Genomic DNA, 25,841 nt, shown 5'->3' with positions numbered 1-25,841 from the left:
TCCGAAGGAAGCACAGTCAGTTCAAATAATCTGTTATCGATGCGTCTTGGACACGCTACTTATCTTTTTTTCGGCCACTATTTTCATATTTTTTGTTTGCGATACGACTATCTTCCATAAAGCGCCCGACAGTAATGGAAGTCCTGCAGGCAAACTTCCGCTGTTGTAATAGCCAATATTCCCTTCAATAATTGATTGCCGCCATGCTGGCTCAACATCCAGATAAGAAGAATACAAAGCACGAAATCGATGCATTAATAGTATTCCGTCTCTCGGTTGCTCACCTTTCTTCAGAATCTTCACTCGCCAATCCGCCACCGCACACAGATATGCATAAAACTGCGGATCTGACGACGCCTTGCCACTGCCTATGGCCACGTCATACGCCGTCACCTGGCTGTGATTCTTCGCGCTGCCGATGATGGAACTATGGAAAGATCTTGGACTCACTTCACGTTGCCAGCGCAAGCGTGACTCATTCGGGCTTTCCTGAATCTGTGCCACGACCTTGCTGTCTGGGTAGCGTTTCGCGGAAACAACTTCGCGTTGATCCCGCTTGTCTTTCTCGTGCAGTCCTTTTTCCTTGTTGTAGCTTGCCGTCATCAATGCCAACTCTCGTTGACTAAGATATTCTTCCCTTTCGGGAAACTTTTGATAACCTCCCGGGTCAGGACGATATTCGCTGCGTATCTGCATGCCGCTTCCGCTGGTCGGTGCTACCGACGCATCGCAGGGATCGACTTCTTCCACAGGTCCCTGATCTTCAGGTTTACGGTTTCGCATCATGGACGTTGTGGGAATATTGGCGGGATCAATTTGCGAGGTGCCACGCAAGTCGGCCGGTACCGGTTGTTTCAACGCTTCGCCAGTGATGGTGCGTACGCCATTGCGCTGTTCCACCTTGCTCAACCTGGTATTGACAGGCCACGCCAACGCCTTGTGTAGCGCACGATGACTACGCAAGGAAACCTCCACATGGGACTGTTCGCTTTCTGTAATGAGCCTTAGTGGAAAATCAAAAGGCGGCGGTTTTCCAACCAACGACACCGTGGTCTTTCCCGTAGCCGGATCCAGTCTGGTCTTGTTGCTGAATACCCGCTGATAAAACCTGTTGCCCAGTTCCGCCAGCGCGCCGCGTACCTGCTTGTGCTCCACCATCTTGGTATGTCCGGAGGAGATACTGTACCCATCAAGACTGGATGTCTCCTCTTCTTCTATCAATTCACTTCCCGAGGCATAATCGGGCACGCCATCCCATCCTATGCCCTGGATATTATCCAGCGCCACCGTCATATCTTCAGGGCAAAAATACAGATAGACCTTGCGGCGATTGTCGCGGTCATCAGCGCCTTGCCAGCGGCTGCCAACCATGCCGCGATGTTCGTCCTTCTTCAGATCGGCAAACGGCGGCATGCAGGGCTGACCGTTACCCTTCGCCACCCCGGCAACTATATTCACCAAGGTCTTCAGACGCGCACCCAGCGTCTGCGCACCACTGAGCAAATGGTAATAGGGCTTCATCGCCGCATCCTCACCGCCATCGAACCAGGCAGCGCCTCGCATCAACAGAGGCAGGCTGTCCACCAGGCTGTACGGCGGATGCGTGAGTATCAAATTATCGGCTGGCGCCAGCCCCTTCTCCATCAACATGGCTTGCGCCAGCAGCGACAGCAGGCAACCCTGGCTATGCGCAACGATGCTGACGGTATCATCCGCATCGTAATCGCGGATCATGGAAATGAGCGCGGCCAGCCGCTGAGCCGCAAGCACCATATACATGCGTCCGGGCGCCGTCCTCAGTGGCCGCAAGGCATCCCCCATGGGATCGGCTGGCGCATAGATTCCCGGACGCCACATGTCGGGCAAGCTGCTGGTGGCGTTGCCGAAAGGACCTCCTTCCTTGGACAGGTCCTTGTCGAGGCGGTTACCGTAACGGTCAACGAACTGGCCGTTGACGGTACTCGTCTTACCTTCGACTTCACGGTAGTCCCAGTAAAACGGAATCACGGGGCTATCGGTGTCCTTGGCGATCGTGCGCTTGAAGAATACGGCGTCGGGATCGTCTTCCAGCCTGTCCTTGTCCGCTGCCACGGGCATGCGGTAAGAAGCTGGCGTAAAGCCGCGCCCCAGCCTTTGCGTCAAGCCTTCGCACAAGCCATGTTCCACCGCCTTGTAGCTGACGCCCACATCGTTGACGCCATGGATGACGATGATATTGCCCGGCAGGTTGCGGCGTATCTGGACCTTTTTGCACACGCTGCGTTCGCAATGCAGGATCGCCACGTCCTCACCCACGACGTACGGTACTTTCGGATAGCTGCCCATCGCACTCTCCTGGCCTCATCAATCCTTGTTGTTGAATACTTCGATGGCGGCCAGATGCATCGTTGCGCGCTCCAGCACCTCTGTCTTGCCTCCCCCATCGCTGCGCCCATCGGCCGCCGAACCATCGCCCAGATTCACGGAAAAGTGCGCCTGCGGCGCCAGCTGCGGTGCTGGCGGCACGCCATCGACGGCACTGTCGTCGCCCGCGTACTGAAAGATGAATTGCTGATCGGCCTTGCCTTCGGCAAAGCTTGGCATTTGCACTGCCATGCTTTGCGGGTCGTTGAAGACAAAGTTGGGCGCATTGAACTGCAGCGGCGACTTGCTGCCGAAGGTGATGCCGTCGGCGATGCGGATGAAAGCGCCGTGCTTGGAAATCAACACGATTTCATCGGCCATGCCAATCACCTTGCCTTCGCTGGCCGTCAGCTTCAGGTTTTTCGCCGCATTGAGTTCCATGTCGTCATGCTGGCTTTGCAGCAGGAACTTGCCATGGTGGGCGATGGCGCGGATGCCGTCCGCGTGGGAAAACAGCGAGATACCCTTGCCCGCATTCACGCTGTAGCGCTGGCCAGCCACCGCCTGCAGGTGCTGCTGCGCCACGGTATCGATGCTGCCGGCGGCGTAGCTGACGATAGCCTTCGAACTGGCAAAGCTGATGCCGGCGGGCGCCGTGACGGCTATCGCCGCCGCCCCACCCAGCTCGGCACGGGGCGCCGTATTGCTGCCGCCTTCCCAGCCTTTCAAGCTGTGCTGCAACTCCTGCTGCGCGTGATCTTCCTGTTCCAGTGCCTGATGCGTCGCCGCATAGCTGCCCAGCGAACGAAACAATTCCAGGCAGTTTTCCATCAAGCCCAGATATTCGCTGCGCGCCATGTGGCCGCCATCGCCGTTCAGGCGCTTCCAGGCGGAAATCAGCATGCCCTTGCCCGCCCGCATCGCCAACTGCTCGTCGGTGCGCAATTCAGCGCCCTCGCCCCGCGCATCGCCCTGGCCATTGCGCCGATCCTGCGTCAGCCAGCCCAGGTTGAGCTGGGTGGAACCGTGATCGCTGGCAAGCTGGGTGTTGATTTGTCCGTGGACATCATCAAAGCGCAGCTGGTTGCCACGCGTGCCCTTGATTTCGCGGCTCTTCATGCCGGACAAATAACGGTTGCCGGGCAAGTCGCCTGCCTTGCTCAAGGCAGCCGGCTGCGCGTTGTGGTTGTACAACTGGCCCACGATAATGGGCCGGTCCGGATCGCCACCGAGAAAGGCCAGCAAGACTTCGCTGCCCACGCGGGGCAAGCCCAAATAGCCGCATTGCAGCATGCTGCCGGGACCGTTACCCGCCCAGCTCGACGCGACGCGCACCCAGGCCGAATCGGCATCCGTGTCGGAGGCGCCCGTGCCGCCTGCATGCTCGTGATCCAGCGTGCGCGTGGCGGGAAAGCGCACCTTGACCCGGCCCATCGCGTCGCAATGGACTTCCTCATTCGTCGGCCCCACCACCACGGCGCTTTGCATGGGAACTGGCGGCAGGTCGATGCGCGCATCGTATGCTGGAACGATGGGCACGCCGCGCCGCACGGCAGCCAGTTCAATATGCATGCGCAAGGGGCCATCGTCCACCGCCGCCGTCAGTTCGCGCTGCGGCAGCGATGCCTCATCGGCCAGCCAACGGTTACGCGCAAACAAACGCGCCACCCTGGCGGCAAGTTCCCTGGGTAGATTATTTTGCGCCGCCACCTGCAGCGACGTGACGACAAAATCGCGCTCGGCCACTGGCAAGGCGTCGATATCGGGATGCTCGGCCAGGCTGAAGTACTCGCCTGGGCACAGGTCGCGCACGCTGCCTTCGGCGTGAAAGCAATGGCTCTCGTAATCGTGCTGCTGCATGGCCAGCATGCCCAGCTGGCACAAAGCCTCATGATCCGCGCCCGCGCGCGGCGGCAGCACGCGGTAATCATCGAGGGTGGCGGCAATGGCATTGCCATGCATGCCTTGCTGCCCCCGCCCCAAGGCATCGGCAGTCATGAACGGCCGCGCGCGCGGGTGTTCCTCATTCCAGCTATGGCGCGTCACCTTGCCCGCCTGCAGCTTGCGCACTTCGCTCCACGACGTCAGGGTGTCGCGCTGTTCGGTTGCCCGGTCCGCGTGATAGCGCACGGTGTCCGCCATGTTTTTCCGCAAGCCGTCGGCATGGTTGAACAGCACCAGGGTATGCGCCGGCTCGGCATGTGCATCCGTATTGCCCTCCGCACGAAAAAACCAGGCTACGCCGCTGCGCTTGAGCAGGCGCCGCACAAAGGCCGCATCGGACTCATTGTGCTGCATGACAAATTCGCGCTGCGGGTATGCCTGCGCTTCGAAGAAATCGGCAAACGCATACTGGAAGGCGTGCGCCAGCACGGTATTGCTGCGTATCCATTCGTCGAGCAGGGTCTTGACGATCTCGATATCCGTCAGGCGCCGGAAGACGCGCGTATTGCAGCGCTTTTCCATGATGGCGAAGGCGTCCGTCAGCACCAGCTGGTAGCTGGCCAGCGCGCCATCGCTGTCACCGGCGCTCGCTTGCGCGACGATGCCGCAAATACTGCGCAGCTGCCCCTGGTCGGTAACGATATCGATAGCGGCGGGCAAGGCGATCAAACTATTCAGCGGCAAGTCCGCATGCGTCGAGACGCACAGCACGCGGTATTCGATGCCACCACAGATGGCCTCGCTGCCGGCGATGCGCTGCGGTATCAGCACACCGGCGGGCACCTTGGGCGAGCCCCCCAAGCGCAGGCGCAGCGGACGCTGGGCACCCGATATCGACTCGTCACCGTCCATGGCATTCTCCTCATGCGCGCTTGCATCTCATCAAGCTGGAGAACCGACAATGCCATGGGATGGCAAGGAAATACTTGATATTTAGTAAGAACCCGACAAGGTTCCCATAACTTCCGTCAACCTTTGCCGCTTGGCCAGCAGGACGGGCCTTGAGCGGCACAATGGGGCGCAATCGCTGCGCCCCATTGTACAAGCTGCAAGTTTCTCAACCCATCAGCGCTGGTAATTCTTGAAGAAATTCCAGCTGATCACGGTGGCGTCCGGACCCAGCTCATCGCTGAACGGCCAGCCGGGAGGACCGCCGCTCCACGCGTGGTTCATGCCTTCCACCGTGTACTTTTGCGCAATGACGGCGCCGTTGTGCAGATACGTGTCGATGGAATAGCTGCGGCCGTACGGCACCGTCTGGCGCACGATGCTGTCGGCACGGTAGCGCACGCTGTCATTGTCGAGGCCATCGTCGCCATAATCGCTGGTCTGCAGGAATTGTTCGATGGTTTGCTCGCCGTTGACGGGATTGACGACGATGTCCGAGGTGCCATGGAACACCATTGTCGGCATCAGGCGGCGCGGCGAACCGGAGCAGCGCCAGGCATCCTTGCCCCGTACTTTCGGGTCGAACGAACTGCCGTTGAACAGCGAATCGGCGGCCGTGATCATGCCGGTGGCGCCCTTGTACATGCCGCCCGAATGCACCATCACGGCGGCGAACACATCGGAATAACAGGCGGCCATGATGGAAGCCATGGCGCCGCCGGCCGAGATGCCCGTCACATACACGCGGCTGTCCTGCACCGCATATTTATTCTTGACCTTGTTCAAGATGCCCATCAGCACGGCCGGTTCGCCCGTGCCCCGCTCCTGGTTCAGCGGCAACATGAAATTCCAGCAGCGCATGGGGTTGGCCGTGGCGTTCTGGCGCGGATAGACAACAATAAAGTTTTCGCTGTCGGCCAGCTGGTTGTAGCGGCTGACGGCGGCCATGCTGTTGGGCTCGGAACCGCAGCCGTGCAGCATCAACACGACGGGCAGCGGCGTGTTGGCGTTGTAGTTGCTCGGTAGCCAGACCTGGTATTCACGCGTACCCCACAGGCTCGCGTACAGGCCGAAATCCCACTGCCCGGCAGCAGCCGGCAGCGCGGCCAGCAAGCCGCAGGCGGTGATCAGTGCAGATAATAAATGACGCAGTTGTTGATTCAGATGTGCCATGCCAGTCTCCTGATTATTATTCACGACGAAAACAGCGACAACCAACCGGCTTGACGCCCGTCAAGCCGGCACTTCTACAACTTCTTAAAATTTGTAGCCAGCCTTGGCGATGATCTGGCGTGGCGGACCATAGAAACCGTCGAGGATGAACACGGCGGGAATGTTGTAGCCATCCGTACGGTAGCGTTTATTACCCAGGTTGCTGCCATGCAAGCTGAAGGTCCAGTTCTTCGGCGCTTCCCACACGACGCCAGCCGTCCAGATGCTGTAGCCGCCCTGCGCCAGGGTTTCGCTCAAGTCCGTGGTCGGATACACCTTGCTGCGGTAGCCGTAGCCGACCATGCTGCGCAGCGCGCCGCCGAACACGTCGCGGTCCGTGCGCGTCAGGTTCAAGCCCACTTGCCGGGCCGGCGTATTGCTGAACTTTTGCGTATCCGCGATATTCTTGCCGCCGCTCATGAACTCGTCATAGCCGGCGCTCAGCAGGGCGAGGAAGCCGTTGACTTCCCACTGGCGGTTGGGACGCCACGAGAATTCGAACTCGGCGCCTTTGACGGTGGCCTTGCCCGCATTCGTGAAGTCGCCATAGAAGCCCGGCACGCCGCCCGGCTGCACATAGCTGGTGAACACGGACAACTGGATATCCTTGTAGCGGTTGTAGAACAGGGCCACGTTGGCATCAAACGTGTCGTCCGGCGCCGCGTACTTCATGCCCACTTCCAGCGCATCAAGTTTTTCATCCTTGTACGGCCGCGCCGAATCTGGCACCACCAGGTTGTTGGCGCGCACGTTGTAGCCACCCGACTTGAAACCGCGCGACAGGTTGCTGTAGAAATTCGTCGTCTTCGACGCTTCGTAGCGCACGGACAGTTTCGGCGAGGTATTGCTGACCGACAAGGACTTGTCGAAGTCGGCCGCCGTCTGGATAGGCCGCGTAAAGCCCACGTCGGCAAAGGCGCGGTTGAGCACGATGGCGCGCTTTTCCTCGCGCGTGTGGCGCAAGCCCGCATTGATGCTCCACACCTTGCCCAGCGGCCAGGTCCAGTCCGTGTACAGCGCCGTGCTGTCCGTCTCCACCGTGCTGACGGCGGCCGTGAACTGGCGCCCCAGGAAATTGTTGTAGATGCCGCCGCCGGCCGTGCCTTCGAAGCGGTACAGGCCGATCACGCCGGCGCCGTAATCGCCGCTGTACGAGGCCTGCAATTCCAGGCTCTTCTGTTCGTCACGCGAGTCGCCGAACACGTCGGCGATGGGCAGCGGCAAGCCGTCGAAGTCGATGGTTTGCTCGGACGTGCTGCGCCGCTTGGCGCCGATCACTTTGACGGACCAGTCATTCGACAAGGTGTAATTGGCCACCAGCGAACCGCCCCGGTTGTGCGTGAAGTTGTTGCCAGGCATGCCGCTCTGGATGTCATAGGCATCCGTGCTGGCCGGCCGCTTGAGCGGATCGAAGGCGCTCACGCCCATGCGCTGGAAACCGCGCACGCCCGATTTGTCGTCCGTGGCGTCCAGGCTCAGCACGACGGTGAGCGGGATGTCCTGCGGAAAATAGCCGACGGACAGGCGCGCGGCCGTGCTGTCCTGGTCGCTGACCTGTTCGCCATTGAAGGTGTTGCGGCCGAAACCGTCGCGGTCCAGCTTGGCAGCTGCCAGGCGCGCGCGCCAGGTACCGTTCTCGTTGGCCAGGTTAAAGGCGGCCTTGAAGTTGCGCTGGTTGTAGTTGCCGATGCCCACTTCCGCCGAGGCGCCGTTTTCCTTCGCCAGAGGACGCGAAATATACTTGATGGCGCCGCCGATGGTGTTCTTGCCGTACAGGGTGCCTTGCGGGCCGCGCAGCACTTCGATGCGCTGCACGTCGAACACGTCGAGCAGGGCGCCTTGCGGACGGGCCATGTAGACATCGTCAAAATATATGCCCACGCCCGGGTCCACGCCCCAGACCGGGTCGGCCTGGCCCACGCCGCGAATGAAGGCTGTCAGGGTAGTGTTCGTGCCGCGCGAGGCATACACGGTCAGGTTCGGCACGCGCTCCTGCAAGTCGGCCAGGTTCTGGATATTCGCCCGTTCCAGGGCCTTGGCGGAAAACGCCGTGACGGCCAGCGGCACGTCCTGCAGCCGCTCTTCGCGGCGGCGGGCGGAAACGGTGACGGTTTCCATGCGTTCTTTCGCATCGCTGGCCTCGCTGGCGCTTTGGGCGCTGGCGGCGCCAGACGTGGCGGCCTCCTGTGCCAGGACCTGGGTGGAAAAGCTGAAGGCACCGGCAACGGCAAGGGCGGCGGGCATCAATTTCAAAGCAAGTTTCATAGCGTCTCCAATGTCAGGCTTGCTTACCGCCAGGGAAGACGGCCGGATTCCAGAATCGCAAGACGTAACGGTACCCGCGCGCGCAATGCGAGCACCTGCCCTGCGATGACTGTTTCCCGGCCCCCTGCCCGTGCGGCGAGTGGCCTGTTTATTTTGAATGTAGAGTAAGGAAGGACTGCAACAAGGTATTCACACGCTGCGCCTGGTCCAGGGGCGTGGCGTGGCGCGAGTTCGCGATGATCTCGATCTCGCACTGCTGAAACTGTGCGGCAAAGGCCCGCTTGCTGGCGACGGGCGTGTAATCCTGGTCCGCCGCCATGATGAAGACGGGCATGGCCAGGGCCTGGAAATGAATGTCGATATCCCAGTGGAAAATGGCGTCCAGCGCGGCCAGATAGGCGCGCTTGTCCATACCCGCCATCTGCGTGGCAAAGCGCTCGACGAGGGCTTGCTGGGCAGGATCGGGAAACAGTTTCTTGCCGATGATCTTGCCCATGGCTTTCAGGCCGAAGGTGGCGATCACCGTGCGCCGCAGCCAGTAGGCAAACAGCAGTGAAGCCGGCTTGCTGCCCTGGAACGGCTGGGAATTGATCAGGCACAAGCTGGCCACGCGGCCGGGGGCGCGGTTGGCCATTTCCAGGCCCACCATGCCGCCCAGGGAAAAGCCGACGATGTGCGCGCGCGGCACGTCTAATTGGTCCATCAGGTTGAAGAGATCGTTGGCGAAGTCGCCGATCTGCCAGTCGCCGTTTGGCGCGGGACTGGCGCCATGGCCACGCAGGTCTGGCACGATGAGGCGATGCGAAAGACTGAGGGCGTCGATTTGCGGGCGCCAGTCTTCGGCGCAGGAACCGAGGCCGTGCAACAAAAACACGGGATCGCCCTGCCCTGTCTCTGTGCCGGGACCGAGGTCGAGGTAATGCAATGGAACATCGGATGTCGTGTGACGCCGCATTCTGTCTCCTTGCTGTTGAACATGCTTTGTGTTCAGGTGCAGGAATATATTTTCCTGCTGTTGGAAAACATAATACGGAATCCGAATTCCGATTTCAAGTTAAATCGCTAAATATCTCAAGTCAGGTAATTTAAAGCAACACGCACCAGCTCATCTTCCAGCGCGGCGGCCGATAAAAAGGATAGCGAGCCCGACAACACGTGCTGGTTCAGGATGCCCAGCAGCACGGGCGGCACCACCATCATCGCCTGCGTGGGATTCGGGTGGCGGATGCTGGACGACTTGCTGGCCAGCACGGCGACCGTGCGCTGCGAAATCAGATGGTTGATCTGGTGCACCTTGTCGCGGAATTGCGCATCCTGCGAGCAACGGGTGATCAAGGCCCGCAACACGCCGCGCCGGCCCATGTTGACGGCCACGAACATGGCCACCATGGCGCGGATGAACTCTTCCAGGCTGCGCCCTTCCCACTGGCGCAGCTCCGTCAGGGTTTCGACCTTTTCCACCATGTCGGAAAAAAAGCGCTGCAGCAGCAAGCGGCTCAGGGTGTCCTTGTCGCCCAATAAACGGTAAAACGTGCCCACCGAGGTTTCCGCCAGCTTGGCCAGGTCAGCCACGCCGATTTCATCGAAACGGTTTTCCGCCAACAACTGCTCACCCACCAGCAGCAGGCGCTCGAAGGCCAGCTTGCTGCGCGCCTGGGTGGGCTCGGGTGGAACGATCAACTGCGGGAAGGGCATCGGGAAGGAAGGCATGCGGCGTCGGCGTCTCGAAATAGTGGAACCTGGGTTCCGTTATGGGTGCGCGTATTGTAACGCGGGAGACGGCCGATGGGGAGCACCGCGTGGCGCCCTGGCGTGTGCTACCTGCCCTGCCACTCCATGTAGACGTCGGCACGCTGGTAATGGGCGTCGCCGGCGGGCCGCTCCACGTGGGTAAAGCCGCTGCTTTCATACAGGCGGATGGCGGGCGCCAGCTTGCTGTTCGACTCCAGGAACAGCCGTTGCGCGCCGCTGGCCTCGAAGGCGTCGAAAGCCCGTTCGATCAGCCGGCGCGCGATGCCCAGGCCCTGGCATTCAGGCGTGACGGCCATCTTCGACAGCTCGATACTGCCATCGCCGGCGCGGATGAGGGCGCAAGTGCCGACGATCTTGCCGTCCAAACGCGCCAGGAAAATCTGCCCGCCGTCGTCGAGGATCGAACGTTGCGGATCGGACAGCACCTTGTCGTCCAGCGCCTCGACATAGAAATAGCGTTCCAGCCATTCGATATTCAGGCGCTTGAAATCTGCTCCATACTGCGCCGCGTAATCGATGATCTCCACGGCAGCCCGCTCGCGCTGGCGCCGGCAGGCGGCGATCGTCTCGCCGAATCCCTGCGATTGCAGGCGCGCCTCGGCCCGGTCCAGGCTGGCCATCAGCTGCGGCGCGCCCTGCTCGAACACCACATCGACGGCCGCGCGCACATCGTCCCACAGGGGCGCCATGTTGCGCAGCAAGGCTTGCCCGGCGTCGGACAGCGCCAGCAGGCGGCGCCGTTCATCCTTGGCGTCCGGCATCTCCGCCACCACGCCCGCATCAAGCAGCTTGCGCCCCAGCTGCACCACCACAGGGTGCGTCTGCCCGATCTGCGCGGCCAGGGCCGTGATCGCCGTCGGGCCATTGTCGCGCAGCAGCAATAACAAAGGGAAACAGCGCGACGTCAGCTCGACACCGGCCGCCAGATAGCTGGTATCGACGCCGGCATACAGTTGATCGGAAAGACGGCGCAGGCGGCTGGCCAGCATCAGGGAGCCATAGGTTTGCAGGGTGGAAGACATGTTTGGCAGGATATATGTAAGTAGTTACGTATACCCTAACGTAAACCAGTTTCCTTGGTCAAGAAGAAGTATTCGCCGCACGACAGGCACGCCGAAGTCAGAACACGCCAGCCTTGCCCGCATCAAAGGCTTCTTTCCACAGATGGTAGCCCTCCAGTTCGCTTTCATGAACAGCTTCATGGCCTATCAATGACTGCCCCTCCGCCGCGCCCGGACTGCGATTCGGAGCGTGGCCTATCCTGACCGTCCAGCTGCCTTCCAGCGCAGCGGCCTGCGCCTCTTCGGCCGAGTCGAACTCGTATTCGCCGTATGCACAGCCGATGATCAGCAGGTAATCGTCCTCCGTTGCCACGATGTCCTTGCCGCCCATGTAAATCGCCTCGCCGCGGCCGACCTCGACTGTATCTATCTTCAACACCTTGGAAACAGAAAACTTGCCGCCCTCGTCTTGGGAAAGCAGCAGGTCTCCTTGCTCGAAAGGAAAAGTTTTATAGTCGGGAGGGAAGAAATTTCCTGCAATCATGGGTACACCTTTCAGTTTATATTTACATCAATCTTCATCGGCCAGCGCCGCTTGCAGCCTGGCTCGGAACACCGCCCCGGCCATCTCGCCCAAGGTCGGCCACACCTGCGTCAGCCAGCGCTTGCCTTCCTCGCTCACCGCCACATACGGCGCGTCGCGCGTGGCGCAGGCCAGGCCAATCGCGATGACTTGCCCCGCATCTTCCAGGCCGCCCGCGATCATGGCGTCGATGGGCAAGATGATCAGCTCGGCGGTCAGATGCGGACGCAGCAGGCAGGCAGGCGCGATGATGGCGAACGACGCTTCCGCATAATTCCAGCAATTGGTGGGCCAGTGGGCGTTTTTCACATTTTCCAGGAAGACAGCATCACTGAGCGTTTCCGGATGGGCTTGCGCCTGCGCATAAAAGGCGGCAAGGGCGACGAGTTGCGGCGGGGAAGTCCAGGTTGGCATCGGTCATTGATCCAGGCAAAGCCGCGCCAGGCTGGCGGCAGTGGCGGACTGTAACATGTTCAATTAACACGCTGAAACACCAATGAGCGAGGCATAATAATGGCCGCCGCCACTCTCGCCAGTCACAGCCATGCCAACCGCCTTTGAACTCTGGAAAGCCGAACTTTTAATTGTGGGTAACATCGTCCAGGATGACGATACCTCCACGCCGCCCGATGAGGCCCATCGGCGCTTCCAGCGCTACTGCGCCATGCTCGATGCGCTGACGGGCGCGGAAGGCGCGCAATACGCACTGGCCATTTTTCAATCTGTGCAGGCCGAGCACGACTACGGCGCCTATCAGACGGCCAACCGCGCCGCCTGGCGCTTCGGTGAAACAGTGTATTGCACGGCACTACTACACGAACTGCCGCGCCTGATCGCCAGCCTGCCCGACTGGGCTGGAGAATTTCTCGTCGGTATCGCCAACGGCGCCGGCACGCCCAGCGCCTCGACCATCACCTGCTTCAACACCGTGCTGGTCACCACGCCACCGGCGCATCAGGCGCTGATCGCGGCCTTTATTGCACAGGAAGAAGACGACGGCTGGTTCGACCATTGCCCTGGCGTACTGGGGCAACCGTCAAGGCCGGGCGCCTTTCCACTCCCTGTCAATATCATTACTTGAGGAATATGCATGTCGGTCTACGCCATTACCATCCCCTGCTTTGCACAGATGCTGCGCTCCCTGACGACGCTGTTAAATAAAAGCGAGGAACGCGCCCAGACGCTGGGTTTCGATCCCCAAAATCTGCTCGACGCGCGGCTGGCGCCCGATATGCACACTCTGGCGCGCCAGGTGGAATTCACGTGTACCCAGGCGCAGGAAGCCGTGTGCCGGCTGACACAGCAAGCGCTGCCCCGGCTCGCCACGCCCGCCAACATGTTGCAAGCCAAGGTGCTGATCGACGACACCCTGGCGATGCTCGCTTCGGCGGACCGTGCAGCCATCGACGCTGGCGCGCAGCAGCCAGTGTCGATCACCCTGGCCGGTGGACTGACCTTCGACATGGCGGGCCAGGAATACGCGCTCAACTGGGCCACGCCGCAGTTCTATTTTCACCTGGTGACGGCGTATAACATCCTGCGCCATAACGGCGTGCCGCTTGGCAAGGCCGAGTATGTACAACATATGTTTGCGTATGCGCGCCAGCCATAACCACCAGGACGCCATTGACGGCGAGCGCTACGCGGGCATCATGCCTGGCCACGCTGGCGGCGCCGGCTACAGGCTGTTCCTGCTGCCCGGCGAAGCCGATGCCCTGCCCTGGCAAGCCGCGCTCGACTGGGCCGCGGCACGCGATGCCTGCCTGCCGACGCGCAACGAATTGGCCCTGCTGCACGCCAACTTGCGCCATGTCTTCCCGGACGCCTGGTACTGGTCGTCGGAAGCGGACGCCATCCTGCCCCGCATGGCCTGGAGCCACGATTTCGATAACGGCACCCAGTACAACTTTCGCAAGACCTACTCGGGCCGCGCCTGCGCCGTGCGCCGGGTGGCGCTGCCGCCATCGGCCGCCGCGCCCGTCCCTTTGCGGCAGGGCGAACGCTATGCCGGGCTGATCCTCGGCACGGATGGCGCGCCCGATTACCATCTGCTGTTGCAGCCGGAAAAGTGCGAACTGGAGTACCAGTCATGGCAAGCCGCATCAGACTGGGCCGCCAGCCTGGGCCACAGCTTGCCGGATCGGCGCGAGCAGACCTTGCTGTATGCGACATTGAAAGATGCGTTCCGGCCAAACTGGTACTGGTCGAGCGAATTGGGCGACATCGAGGACGAAGCCTGGTGCAAGGACTTTGACACGGGCGTCGCCTATCAGAACGCGCGCGAGTTTGACGGCTATGCGCGCTGCGTGCGCCGGGTGCTTGTATAGTGCGCGTTTGCTCAGCCGAGCTGTCCCATCAAGGAAAACCATGCTGTTATCACTCGACGATCCCCTCTGGCCCACCCTGGAAGGCGGCTACCGCGTACCTTACGACGTGGCCGAGGCGCTCAAGGCCATGCAGGCGGGCGAAGACGTGTGGCATGAGCTATGGGAAGAGTTGCACCACCAGGGCGACGTGGGCGTCGCCTCGTATGCGGCCGTGCCCCAGCTCGTCGCCATGCTGGGCGGCGCCGAGTCGCGCGAGGAAGATTTCTATGCGCTCATCGCCCTGATTGAAATCGAGCGCCACCGCCAGCACAATCCGCCTCTGCCGGACTGGCTGGCCGACAGCTACCGCGATGCCTGGGCGCAACTGCCCGCCATCGCCGCACGCGACTTGCAGGGCCAGCTCGACCCCGTCATGCTGGAATCCGTGTTCGCCGTGCTGGCCCTGGCCAAGGGCAAGCTGCGGCTGGGCGCCGCCCTGATGCACATGGATAGCTCGGAAGTGGACGAGTGGCTGGAAGAGCATCTCGGCTGGTCCGAGGTCTACGGCAAGGACGCTTAAGAGTCAGAAACGCTCGTCGCGCAGCGCCGGCATCACCAGTTCGCGCACGAACGAGGCATTCGACAGGCTCAGCAAGGTGCGCACGACGGCGACGACATCATGCACGGGTATCAGCTCGCCCTCGCCCCGCGCGGCAGCGTCCGCCAGCGGCACGGACAAGCCGTCGTAGGTATTCAAGTAGCCCAGCTGCAGCGCCGTCACGGCCAGCCCCTGTTCGCGGAAACCTTCGCGCAAGGCATCGGCGATGCCGTTCAGGGCGAATTTCGACGCGCTGAACGTCACTTCCGGGCGGCCGCTCTGGCGCAGGCCGGACGTCGAGCCCGTGAGTATCAGTTGCGGCTTGCTGCTGGCCAGCAAGCGGGGCACGAGGCGCTTGAGCAGCAATATCGTCGCCGTAATATTGGTATTGACCATGTCCACGATGGCATCGTCCGCATCGCCGAGAAAAGCATACTCGTCGCTGAACGCTTTTTCTTCCCACATGCCCAGGTTATAGATCACCGCGTCCAGCGCGGCGGGCGCTGCACGCGCGATGCGTTCGACGGCCTCCGCGGGCGCCGCCAGGTCCGCCGCGATCCATTGCAGTTGCGTCCCCTGGCCTGCGGGCAAGTCGGCAGGTTGCTGGCGCGATACGCCGATGACGGCATGTCCGTCAGCGAGCAAGCCGTCCACCAGCGCGCGTCCCAGGCCCCGGCTGGCGCCCACGATCATGATATGCATACTGTGTCCTTTCCAATGAAGTCAACGCCGATGATAGCGGCGTTGTATTAAGCACAGCTGAGGCGGCTCCCCCTACGCGCGCGCCTGTCACAGCATTTACTCACGCGGCGGAAATGCGTATGCTAGATCTGGCAATCTCCGATAACACACAAGAACGAGACACATGCCTACTTCCGACACCGCCGCAAGCAACGCCGCAACGCGTCCCCTCACCCAACAAGACTATAAAACCCTGTCGCTGGCCGCCCTCGGTGGCGCGCTGGAATTCTACGATTTCATCATCTTCGTCTTCTTTGCCAACGCCATCGGCCAGTTGTTCTTCCCGCCGGAAATGCCGGAATGGCTGCGCTTGCTGCAAACCTTCGGCATCTTCGCCGCCGGCTACGTCGTGCGTCCGCTGGGCGGCATCGTCATGGCCCACTTCGGCGACTTGCTGGGCCGCAAACGCATGTTCACCCTGTCCATCCTGATGATGGCCGTGCCGACACTGCTGATCGGCCTGCTGCCCACCTACGCCACCATCGGCCTGGCCGCCCCGCTGCTGCTGCTCCTGATGCGCATCTTCCAGGGTGCGGCCGTGGGCGGCGAAGTGCCGGGCGCCTGGGTATTTGTCTCCGAACACGTGCCCAGCCGTTTCACGGGTTTTGCCTGCGGCGTACTGACGGCCGGCCTGACCGTCGGCATTCTGCTCGGTTCGCTGGTGGCGACGGGCTTGAACACCGTCTACACGCCGCAAGAAATCACCGATGGCGCCTGGCGCTATCCATTCCTGCTGGGCGGTATCTTCGGCTTCGGCGCCATGTATTTGCGCCGCTGGCTGCATGAAACGCCGGTGTTTGCCGAAATGCAGCAGCGCAAGGCCCTGGCGACGGAAATGCCCTTGAAATCCGTGCTGCGCAGCCACCGCGGCGCCGTCGTCGTGTCGATGCTGCTGACGTGGATGCTGTCGGCCGGCATCGTCGTCGTCATTCTGATGACGCCTGCCCTGCTGCAAAAGATCCACCACATCGCGCCGCGCACGACCCTGGTCGCCAATACCGTGGCCACCCTGTGCCTGGCTTTCGGCTGCATCATCGCCGGCATGCTGGCCGACCGCCTGGGCGGCAAGCGCGTGATCTTCGTCGGTTCCGTGCTGCTGGCCATCAGTACCTACATTTTCTACACCACCGTCGGCAGCCGCCCCGAACTGCTGCTGCCCCTGTACGCGATGACGGGCCTGTTCGTCGGCGTCGTCGGCGCCGTGCCCTACGTGCTGGTGCAAGCGTTCCCGGCCCAGGTGCGCTTCTCGGGACTGTCGTTTTCCTACAACTTGTCGTACGCGATTTTCGGCGGCCTGACACCCGTGGTCGTGACCCTGATGCTGAAGAACAACGTGCTGGGCCCCGCCTATTACGTGATCGGCGTGTGCGTGGTGGGCATGCTGACGGCGCTGTTCATCAAGGACCAGCGGCAGACGGTGGGACGTTAAATCAACCGCCAGCGAGCCAAGCCACCTTCGGGTGGCTTTTTTTGCCCCGATTTGTCGCGCTGCACCAAAATCTGAAAAGGCGTTTCACATCGCGGGATTTCAAACGGCAGACTCATCCATTAATGCTCTCACTTTTTGAAAATTCATTTCACATCCTGAAAAATTATAATTAAGTCGTTGAAAAAGAACGATTAAATTTAAGTTATATGTCTTATATAAGACTTGAAGATCGGCGCGAATCGGCCTACTATTTAGTCATGCAGTTTGCTTCGACAAGACGTTGTGGCGCACTCGGCGATTTTCTCAAACATAGCTTTTCTTTTTAGGAGATTCACATGTCCCAATATCAAGACGACATCAAGGCTGTTGCTGGTTTGAAAGACCAACAAGGCAGCGCCTGGAACGCCATCAATCCCGAGTCCGCCGCCCGCATGCGCGCGCAGAACAAGTTCAAGACCGGCCTGGATATCGCCAAGTACACGGCAAAGATCATGCGCAACGACATGGCCGCCTACGATGCGGACCCATCCAAGTACACTCAGTCGCTCGGTTGCTGGCATGGTTTCATCGGTCAACAGAAGATGATCTCGATCAAGAAGCATTTCAACAGCACCGACCGCCGCTACCTCTACCTGTCAGGCTGGATGGTCGCCGCCCTGCGCTCCGAGTTCGGCCCGCTGCCGGACCAGTCGATGCACGAGAAAACCGCCGTTTCCGCCTTGATCAAGGAGCTGTACACCTTCCTGCGCCAGGCCGATGCCCGCGAACTGGGCGGCCTGTTCCGTCAGCTGGACGCGGCCCAAGGTGATGCCAAGCAAGCCATCCAGGCGAAGATCGACGGCCACGTCACCCACGTCGTGCCCATCATCGCCGACATCGATGCCGGTTTCGGCAATGCCGAAGCCACCTATTTGCTGGCGAAACAGTTCATCGAAGCGGGCGCCTGCTGCATCCAGATCGAAAACCAGGTATCCGACGAGAAACAATGCGGCCACCAGGACGGTAAAGTCACGGTGCCGCACGAAGATTTCCTGGCCAAGATCCGCGCCATCCGCTACGCCTTCCTGGAACTGGGCGTGGACGACGGCATCATCGTCGCCCGCACCGATTCGCTGGGCGCCGGCCTGACCAAGCAGATCGCCGTCACCAACGAACCAGGCGACCTGGGCGACCAATACAACTCCTTCCTCGACTGCGAAGAAGTGTCGGCTGACGCGCTGGGCAATGGCGACGTCATCATCAAGCGCGAAGGCAAGCTGCTGCGTCCGAAACGCCTGCCGAGCAACCTGTTCCAGTTCCGCGCCGGTTCCGGCGAAGAACGTTGCGTGCTCGACTGCATCACCTCCTTGCAAAACGGCGCCGACCTGCTGTGGATCGAAACGGAAAAACCGCATATCGCGCAAATCGGCGGCATGGTCAGCGAAATCCGCAAGGTCATCCCGAACGCCAAGCTGGTGTACAACAACAGCCCGTCGTTCAACTGGACCCTGAACTTCCGCCAGCAAATCTTCGACGGCATGAAAGCGGCAGGCAAGGACGTGTCCGCCTACGACCGTGCCCAGCTGATGAGCGTGGAATACGACCAGACGGAACTGGCGATCGCCGCCGACGAGAAAATCCGCACCTTCCAGGCCGACTCGGCCCGCGAAGCCGGCATCTTCCACCACCTGATCACCCTGCCGACCTACCACACGGCAGCCTTGTCGACGGACAACCTGGCCAAGGAATACTTCGGCGACCAGGGCATGCTGGGCTACGTGGCCGGCGTGCAGCGCAAGGAAATCCGCCAGGGCATCGCCTGCGTGAAACATCAAAACATGTCCGGCTCGGACATCGGCGACGATCACAAGGATTACTTCAGCGGCGAAGCGGCGCTGAAGGCGGCTGGTAAAGACAACACGATGAATCAGTTCTGAGCTTTTGGTTTGGTTGTAGAGTGAGAAGGCCCGCTTTGGCGGGCTTTTTTGCGTTTGGGCTGCGGGCAGCGGCAGTTTTGTCGGTTCGGTTAGCGGAATGCGTAACTTGGTTGCGTGCAGATCATCGTCGGCATCGCCGTGAATTCGGTGATTGCAATGATGCTGGGGGCGATGGCAGGATTCCAAGCCCAGCGTCCAACTTGGGTGGCCGTGCAACGGTGGATGATGGTGGGCATGTTGACGGGGTTGGTGGTGAAGATGGCTGCGAGAGGGGGATTCGAATCATTACTGGCAGCGCGCATGGGTGACTGATTTCGACGGATGGTAGACTGAAGAATCCCCCCAACGATGCCCTTACCAAAAAGTTGCTTACTTGCACCATAAATGATTCAAAAAAATTCCTTTCGAGCTGAGGATTGAAAATCCTTGTGTCGGTGGTTCGATTCCGCCCCGGGCCACCAAGAACATCGTTCACGAAACGCCAACCCATGCAGGTTAGCGTTTTTGTTTATGGAACGAAAAGTCCTTGCGTCCGGCCTATTTCTGGTCAACTACCAAATCTAACCGTGAGTGCCATAAGTGCATTTTGCAGGTGTTGTCCCGCAACATCTTCGGGGGCTCGCTGAGCGTGCGTGTATCCGCGTAACTTTAGCTAGACGGCTTCCAACCTCTTCGCTTTGCTAATTTGGTCTACACGCTGGCGAGTCCGGATCAGGACTCGCCGGCGGCATTGAAAATAGGTCTCTAGTCACATCCAGTAATAGTTGAGCTTCACGCCACCTTGATCTGGCCATTCATTAGCATAGGCAGCAGCCAGTCGCGAAGTTGTCCGAGCTGTACGCTCTCCTGCTCTAGTAGGTCTTGACGTTCGAAGATGGGGGCAACTGCGGTAGTGAACTGAGCGACAACATCCGGATCGGGCAGGACAATTTTGACGGTCTTCAATACAGTGGCGGACACCTCTTTAAAGGTCGAGCCAGACGCGTATTGCGTAATCGTCCTCAAAGATCTTTTGATCGTGTAATAGATGAATGCTGTTGAATACTCACTACTGGGAATGAATGATTTAAATCCCTGATTCGTTGTCAATTCGGCCCGCGCAATGGCCATGTATCCGATGGGGGCACGTGAGCTAAGTAAGACGCTCCCCGCAGGCATTTTTTTCAGCGAGGCAGCCTTGATGCCCTCATCTGATACATCTTGCGCACCGCGGGTAATGAACTTGTTCCCTTGGTTGCCGGAAAGATCATAAGGAGTAATCCACGGTACCCCATCGGCAGAAAAGTTTTTTGGATTGTCCGTACTCGGAGTACTGCCACCGAGGATACGACCTAAATCATCTAAGGTGCCGTCCTTCCATCCTACCGGAACCTCCCGTTTCAGGGTTGTGTTATAGCTCATCTTACCGCCTGATGATTTATAGGGTTTGCCTTTAGCACAGGGGAAGTCGAACTGCATGAACCAATAACCGTAAAGCATATCGGCCAATGCCTCTAACTCGGCGTTGATACGGTTGTTACAGTCAATCTTAGTGTCGAGGGTCGAAAGGACCGCAGCGATACTTTTTTGTGCCGAAAGCTCTTTGGGCAGACGCACAACAAAATTCTTAATGTCATTAGAATTTAGGTTTTTCCTGACACCAGACGAAAGGTTTCTAAGCTCGTTGTACTGAGTCTTCAAGAAGTAATAAACATATTCAAAATCAGCTAATTCCGGGTCAAGCTCGATGTTGCAGCATGCCTGATTCGTTGCCATTTCATTTTTTATAATTGACACATTTCCACGCGTCTTACCTTCACCATACATAGCGACGGATAGCGTATTTATCGGATAAACCTTGATGCTGGTCTTATCCAATGCAGCCTTCGAAATTTTTTCGGTCGTGCTATAGATAAATTTCTCGCCCAGTTGCTCGGTTTTCAACCACGGAATTGTACCGTTCTCCCAGAACTCAGGGTTGCTCCTCAGAGGCGTCAGGCCACTTGAAACTCTTTTGGCAATAGACAAAATTGGCTTAGTCAACATAACGCAACCCTGCCAGTTGTTTCTTTATTTTAAGTTCCAACCCAGCAGATTCCTTAAAAAGACCATCCAGTTGGACGGAGAATTCCTTAAGCTTGCCAGCGAACTGCTTCGGCGTGAGGTCAGCGTACTCGATTTTCATATCAAAATACTGTCCGGCACTCAAACTATAATTCTTGGCAGCGATATCTTGATAACTTACCACCACTGAAAAGTCTTCAACAGCTTTTTTTTCATTGAAAGTTGCGATGATACGATCTTCTTCTGCTTCAGAGAGCAAAGTTTTCTGGTATTTGCCATCCTTGACCTTCGTACCCAGAGTAGAGGCGTCGATCAGCACCACATTCTCTTTGTTAGCGGCATCAATAAACAGAATGGAGACATTCGTGCCGGTAGTGGCGAAGATGTTACTCGGCATGGAGACGACGCCAGCTAGCATTTTGTTGACCACCAGATGTTGGCGAATTCCGCTGTCAATACCGCTTTGAGCTGTAATGAAGCCAGTAGGCACCACCACGGCTGCCTTACCACCAGGTTTGAGCGAATGAATAATGTGCTGCAAAAATAGCTGGTAGATGGCCATTTTATCCACGGCCTGCTTCGGAATATTTGGAATCCCAGCGAAGAAGCGCTCTTGGTTCTCCTCTGTGTCCAGCTCGTTGCGAAAATCACTGAAATCCATCTTAAAAGGTGGATTACTAACAATGTAATCAAACTTTCTCAGCACCTTGCCCTCTCTGTGATACGGATGGAGTACCGTATTACCCTGAATGACATTGGGAATGGAGTGTACCAAGTTGTTGAGGATCAGATTAAGACGTAGTAGGCTAGAAGATTTCTGCGAAATATCTTGCGAATATATACTGCACCGCTGCTCCCCGATGGCGTGGGCGATGTTCATCAGCAACGTGCCGGACCCGGCCGATGGGTCGTAGCAGCTTACGTTCTTAATCTTGCCGCGCACAGCGTCGGGGACGAGGATGGCGGCCATGATCTTGGCTACAGCGTGGGGGGTGTAGTACTCAGCGTATTTACCACCACTATCCTTGTTGTAATCCTTGATCAGGTATTCGAAGAGGGCAGCGTAAAAATCATATTTTTGAGTGAAAATGCGCTCGAAGCTAAAGTCGCCCAACTTATTGATGATGGCGCGACAGAAAGCGTCACGCTTGGACGTGTCGGTAATAAACTCGCTTACCCGATCAAACAGGGTAATCTTGGCGCCGCCATCGGTCTTGACCGCGAATATTTCGTTGTTGCTAATCGCTATATCACGTAACGTATCATCGAACAGTTTGGAGAATTCCGGGGCGGTCTGGCGGTTCCATAGGTGGGCGATGAAATGCTCGGGCTTCAATCGGGCGGTATCTGGCCCCATGCGCCGATGCAGTTTACCAAGCTCCTCATTGTTCAGGCCAACGATAGCCTGTTCCCACTTATTGTCTTTCGCCAAGTCCGGTCGGATTTTCTTGGCCTCGAACGCGAATTTATCGTTAAGAAATTTATAGAGAAAGACTTGGGTGATGATCTTGAACTCGTTGCCATCGTTACCCAGGCCATATGCGGCACATATGGCCTTGAGGCTGTCGATCAGTTCTCGAGTGCGTTGTTCAAATTCCTGCGTTACCAACTTTGTGCTCCTGTTCTGCTGCCTGAGGCAAATTCATTCATATATTCATTCACTACCAAATTATTGATGGTGTCAGCGGCGTCAAGATTGAGATCAATCTTTTGGCGGGTCTCGAACTCGTCCAACACGATCGGCATCATCATGCGCCCGAAGTAGCTTTCGTTGGCCAGCAATTGGGTGTTTTGCAGCACCTGTTCATCGGCTTGTTGCTTGACGCCGAGAAGTGCTTCAAAAAGGCGGCGCTCGGTTTGCGTTACCGAACCGCGCTCTTGCAATCGCTTATGGATGCGGGTGAATTTGACATCCCCCCGGTATTTAGCGCGGAGCTGGTTGTTCTGGCGATTCAGCTCCTTGATTTTGTCGTAGATGACATTGAGCGCGCCAATGTTGGTGGTCATTTCCTCTTGGCTTACTTCGTTCAGCTTCTTTTTCTTAAACAGCCGCTCCAGCTCTTCCCTGAGAGTGATGAACTTCGGGTCTTGCTGGTCGAAGTTATCGACCAAGGCTTCTCGTGTCCGGCGCAGCGTGCTCTTGAGCTTGTCGGCTAGCACCAACTCCTCTTCCTTGATTTTAGTAAACATGAACAGCACGTCTTCTAGCGCGATATTGAGCAGGTTACTAGTATCGGTGCTGGACTCGATGCTTTCCTTTAGGTTGAGCAGATCGAGGTGGTTACTTGTCTCGCGGTAGAGCTGGTTAAGCTTTTGAAAATCGAGTTGCTGAAGGAGCGCATTGTCGCCTTGCAAGCGGATCAGATTATAAAGGTTGCGTGCATCAGCCAACGCCTTCTTGAGCGCCAGCACCGTAGCGCGGTCCTGAATCTGAGTGATCTGCTGTGAGAAAACCTCAGCGTTTTCGATATCAAAACTGAACAGGATGTCCTTGATGGCTTCGATTTCCTGAGCGATCTCTTCTGTGGACTTAAACAGATTAGAATAATGCGCCACTTCATCGCCCAGCTCAGCCTGCAATTCGTCAAAATATGCCTTGTTGGTGGAATCAAACTCCTTGCGGATGTCTGCGAAATCGACGACGTAACCGTAGCGGAAATCCTTATACGTACGATTCACACGGGTGAGCGCTTGCAGCAGATTGTGCGAACGAATTACCCGCCCCAGGTAAAGTTTCTTCAAGCGCTTTGCGTCAAAGCCGGTGAGCAACATGTTGTAGACGAACAGTAGATCAATCTTGCCTGCTTTAAAGTCTTCAACCCATTGCTTACGCTCTTCCTTGGTGCCGACGTCGTGTAAAATCAGTGCCGCACTTTTAGCTCGGTTCTCCAGTAATACGCGAGCGGCATAGCTCCCTGGTTCGGCGGCGGCAATCAATGCTTGCGCTGAGTCCTGGACGGCATAGGTCGATATGGACGGTGTTGCATAGACACCGCTAAAAATCTCGAACATCTGGCGCGCCTGCTCAGCGCTGTCGCAGATTACCATACCGCCGATACTGATTTCCCCCAGAGCGCTGCGGCTCTTCTCGAAATCACGCACGATGTAATCGAGCATAGGCTCGACAAACTTCGGGTGCGCGTAAATAAGCTTTCGATCAATATCGCCTTGCTGGATCTCCACTGAGGCGAGCGCCTCCCGCAAAATGAGCTTGTAGTTAGTGGCAATTTCTTCCCGGATCAAGCGCAGAGTGTAGCCATCCGCAATTGACGCGTTGTAGTAGTACTTGTGGATGTAGTCGCCAAACAACGCGCGGGAATTGTAATCATCACCGAGTAGCGGGGTACCAGTTAGTCCGATCTTGATTGCATTACGATCTGACTGGGTGAGATTTGCAAGAAAGCTACCCTGTGGGTTATAGCTGCGGTGAACTTCGTCAAGAAAGTAGACGCGCTGGATGCTAACGTCATAATCCTCGGCACGTACTACTTCAGGGTCATCTTGGAATTTCTGAATATTGACCACCGTGATCTCAGGCTTGCCGGTGTTATTGTGCAGCACCTTCGTGGTCTTTATGTCGCGGGCGAAGGCTTCGCGACTATCAATGCTGTGCACCACCAGCCCGCGCGCCGCAAACTCCCGCTGCGCTTGGATGAGCAGATCAAGTCGATCCACGATGAAATAGAACTTGGGAATGATGCCTTGGTGCTGAAAATAATCAGTCAGAAAGCGGGTGTTGTAGTACGCTAACGCCGTCTTCCCACTGCCTTGTGTGTGCCAGATAATGCCCTTGCGCACGCCAGCGTCAAGCTTGCGTTCGATCGCCTTAGTAGCGAAGAGCTGCGGGTAACGCATAACGTGCTTTTGCAGTCCATCAGTCTCATTTACATAGACGAGCGCGAATCGCAGCAAGAAGGCCAGCCGGTCACGACTAAACAGCGAGGTACAAACGCGGTTGGTCGGTGCATCAGGCGATTTGTTACTGATGAACTCAGGGCTGTGTTTGATAACATTGAGGTTGTTGTCGCGCAGCACGTCGTTCTCAATGGTGTCATTCTCTTCTGCCAGCAGGGTCGCTAGATCCAGTGTTTCTTCTTCGCGGAAATAGTTGAAGACTGGCGAGTCATAGGACGGACTAGCATAGAACGCGCCTTCGATGGGCTGCGGCGAGCCATCATCGTACTCCATGTTATTGGAGAAGACCATCAGCTGCGTTATGTTGACGAAACGACGGAAACGCGGATTCCTGCTGCGTGTGATGATGCGATTGCGCTCGGCAAGTACGCCTTCGCGGTTATTGGGTTTCTTGACCTCGATAAAGCTCAGCGGCATGCCGTTGATGAGCAGAGTAATGTCGGGCCGGAACTCGTCGTCACCGTTCTTGCACGTCAACTCTGTAACGACATGGAAGCTGTTATTGTCAAAGTTCTCGAAGTCGATTAACCGGACGCCGGAACGTTCCGTAAGTTTTTCGTAGAAGGCCTTGCCGAGGTCTTCGTTATCCAGCAAAAGTTTGACGTCGGCAAGCAGGCGATCGATGTCGCCGCCATCGATGCCTGGATTGATCTGCCCGATGGCTGTTCGGAAAAGTTCCGGGAAGATGTTGGTTTCTTCATCCCAGGTTGCATCTTTCAGGGAGAGATAGTTGTAGCCAAGCCGCACCAAGTGCAAGATGCATGGAATTTTGACTCGTGAGTCCTCGCTGAAAACCATCAGATTTGCTCTCCCTGTACATCGTTGGAATTTAGTACCGCAATTTCGAAATATTCGTCGGTGTCACTTCCAGTGCCTCCATTCATCCACCTCGGAAGGTGAACCTT

20 protein-coding genes and 1 tRNA gene are annotated in these 25,841 nt (G+C 58.1%); 8 read left to right on the top strand and 13 right to left on the bottom strand.

Going from position 1 to position 25,841, the window contains the following annotated elements; all coding sequences use genetic code 11:
- Positions 1-33: 33 nt before the first annotated feature.
- The 9 genes from U0004_RS06990 to U0004_RS06950 all read right to left on the bottom strand — a co-directional run bounded on the left by U0004_RS06990 (position 34) and on the right by U0004_RS06950 (position 12,402).
- Positions 34-2,325: a T6SS effector phospholipase Tle3 domain-containing protein gene (locus U0004_RS06990; RefSeq protein WP_070257235.1), complete on the bottom strand. Its 2,292-nt coding sequence runs from the start codon at positions 2,323-2,325 to the stop codon at positions 34-36.
- 18 nt (positions 2,326-2,343) lie between these two features.
- A complete protein-coding gene (locus U0004_RS06985; RefSeq protein ID WP_070257233.1) occupies positions 2,344-5,139 on the bottom strand; it encodes a type VI secretion system Vgr family protein in 2,796 nt (931 codons plus the stop codon).
- 213 nt (positions 5,140-5,352) lie between these two features.
- Positions 5,353-6,348 carry an extracellular catalytic domain type 1 short-chain-length polyhydroxyalkanoate depolymerase gene (locus U0004_RS06980; protein ID WP_070257231.1) on the bottom strand — a complete coding sequence of 332 codons (996 nt, stop codon included), beginning with the start codon at positions 6,346-6,348 and terminating at the stop codon, positions 5,353-5,355.
- 84 nt (positions 6,349-6,432) lie between these two features.
- Positions 6,433-8,652, bottom strand: a complete 2,220-nt coding sequence (locus tag U0004_RS06975) for a TonB-dependent receptor (RefSeq protein WP_217495247.1) — start codon at positions 8,650-8,652, stop codon at positions 6,433-6,435.
- A gap of 148 nt (positions 8,653-8,800) precedes the next feature.
- Positions 8,801-9,607, bottom strand: coding sequence for an alpha/beta fold hydrolase (locus U0004_RS06970; RefSeq protein ID WP_070257220.1), 807 nt, complete (start codon positions 9,605-9,607; stop codon positions 8,801-8,803).
- 116 nt (positions 9,608-9,723) lie between these two features.
- The gene (locus tag U0004_RS06965) at positions 9,724-10,362 is read right to left on the bottom strand and encodes a TetR/AcrR family transcriptional regulator (RefSeq protein WP_070257218.1); all 639 of its coding nucleotides are present in this window, start codon (positions 10,360-10,362) and stop codon (positions 9,724-9,726) included.
- A gap of 107 nt (positions 10,363-10,469) precedes the next feature.
- Positions 10,470-11,426 carry a bifunctional helix-turn-helix transcriptional regulator/GNAT family N-acetyltransferase gene (locus U0004_RS06960; RefSeq protein ID WP_070257216.1) on the bottom strand — a complete coding sequence of 319 codons (957 nt, stop codon included), beginning with the start codon at positions 11,424-11,426 and terminating at the stop codon, positions 10,470-10,472.
- A 97-nt stretch (positions 11,427-11,523) separates the two neighbouring features.
- Positions 11,524-11,949, bottom strand: coding sequence for a hypothetical protein (locus U0004_RS06955; protein WP_070257214.1), 426 nt, complete (start codon positions 11,947-11,949; stop codon positions 11,524-11,526).
- A gap of 27 nt (positions 11,950-11,976) precedes the next feature.
- Complete coding sequence (locus U0004_RS06950) at positions 11,977-12,402, bottom strand: hypothetical protein (protein ID WP_070257212.1); 426 nt, start codon at positions 12,400-12,402, stop codon at positions 11,977-11,979.
- Positions 12,403-12,574: 172 nt separating this feature from the next.
- Here U0004_RS06950 and U0004_RS06945 point away from each other — a divergent pair, with 172 nt between their 5' ends.
- The 4 genes from U0004_RS06945 to U0004_RS06930 are packed head-to-tail and all read left to right on the top strand — an operon-like array spanning position 12,575 to position 14,874.
- Positions 12,575-13,069, top strand: a complete 495-nt coding sequence (locus U0004_RS06945; protein ID WP_070257210.1) for a hypothetical protein — start codon at positions 12,575-12,577, stop codon at positions 13,067-13,069.
- A 9-nt stretch (positions 13,070-13,078) separates the two neighbouring features.
- The gene (locus U0004_RS06940) at positions 13,079-13,600 is read left to right on the top strand and encodes a DUF1993 domain-containing protein (RefSeq protein ID WP_070257208.1); all 522 of its coding nucleotides are present in this window, start codon (positions 13,079-13,081) and stop codon (positions 13,598-13,600) included.
- On the top strand, positions 13,584-14,315 hold the full coding sequence (locus U0004_RS06935; protein WP_081345679.1) for an Lcl C-terminal domain-containing protein: 732 nt from the start codon (positions 13,584-13,586) through the stop codon (positions 14,313-14,315). Before U0004_RS06940 ends, U0004_RS06935 begins: the two co-directional genes overlap by 17 nt.
- Before the next feature lie 40 nt (positions 14,316-14,355).
- Positions 14,356-14,874, top strand: coding sequence for a hypothetical protein (locus U0004_RS06930; protein ID WP_070257206.1), 519 nt, complete (start codon positions 14,356-14,358; stop codon positions 14,872-14,874).
- Between the two features lie 3 nt (positions 14,875-14,877).
- Here U0004_RS06930 and U0004_RS06925 read toward each other — a convergent pair whose 3' ends face one another.
- Positions 14,878-15,594, bottom strand: coding sequence for an SDR family NAD(P)-dependent oxidoreductase (locus tag U0004_RS06925; protein WP_070257204.1), 717 nt, complete (start codon positions 15,592-15,594; stop codon positions 14,878-14,880).
- A 163-nt stretch (positions 15,595-15,757) separates the two neighbouring features.
- On the opposite strand from U0004_RS06925, the gene U0004_RS06920 reads away from it, so the two are divergent.
- The 4 genes from U0004_RS06920 to U0004_RS06905 all read left to right on the top strand — a co-directional run bounded on the left by U0004_RS06920 (position 15,758) and on the right by U0004_RS06905 (position 19,439).
- Positions 15,758-17,062, top strand: a complete 1,305-nt coding sequence (locus U0004_RS06920; protein WP_070257202.1) for an MFS transporter — start codon at positions 15,758-15,760, stop codon at positions 17,060-17,062.
- Between the two features lie 335 nt (positions 17,063-17,397).
- Positions 17,398-18,978, top strand: a complete 1,581-nt coding sequence (locus U0004_RS06915; RefSeq protein WP_034784508.1) for an isocitrate lyase — start codon at positions 17,398-17,400, stop codon at positions 18,976-18,978.
- Positions 18,979-19,092: 114 nt separating this feature from the next.
- Entirely contained in the window at positions 19,093-19,290 is a 198-nt protein-coding gene (locus tag U0004_RS06910) for a hypothetical protein (protein WP_070257200.1), read from the top strand.
- A 52-nt stretch (positions 19,291-19,342) separates the two neighbouring features.
- Positions 19,343-19,439 (top strand) — tRNA-Phe (locus U0004_RS06905).
- Between the two features lie 310 nt (positions 19,440-19,749).
- Here the strand turns inward: U0004_RS06905 and U0004_RS06900 are convergent.
- The 3 genes from U0004_RS06900 to U0004_RS06890 are packed head-to-tail and all read right to left on the bottom strand — an operon-like array spanning position 19,750 to position 25,734.
- The gene (locus U0004_RS06900) at positions 19,750-21,003 is read right to left on the bottom strand and encodes a restriction endonuclease subunit S (protein ID WP_070257198.1); all 1,254 of its coding nucleotides are present in this window, start codon (positions 21,001-21,003) and stop codon (positions 19,750-19,752) included.
- The gene (locus U0004_RS06895) at positions 20,993-22,630 is read right to left on the bottom strand and encodes an HsdM family class I SAM-dependent methyltransferase (protein ID WP_070257196.1); all 1,638 of its coding nucleotides are present in this window, start codon (positions 22,628-22,630) and stop codon (positions 20,993-20,995) included. Before U0004_RS06895 ends, U0004_RS06900 begins: the two co-directional genes overlap by 11 nt.
- The gene (locus U0004_RS06890; protein WP_070257194.1) at positions 22,624-25,734 is read right to left on the bottom strand and encodes a type I restriction endonuclease subunit R; all 3,111 of its coding nucleotides are present in this window, start codon (positions 25,732-25,734) and stop codon (positions 22,624-22,626) included. Before U0004_RS06890 ends, U0004_RS06895 begins: the two co-directional genes overlap by 7 nt.
- Between the last annotated feature and the right edge of the window lie 107 nt (positions 25,735-25,841).

The organism is Janthinobacterium lividum (genome assembly GCF_034424625.1).
Taxonomy (GTDB): domain Bacteria; phylum Pseudomonadota; class Gammaproteobacteria; order Burkholderiales; family Burkholderiaceae_D; genus Janthinobacterium; species Janthinobacterium lividum.
Note: the sequence above shows the minus strand (reverse complement) of the source record. Positions and strands in the feature narration are given on the sequence as shown.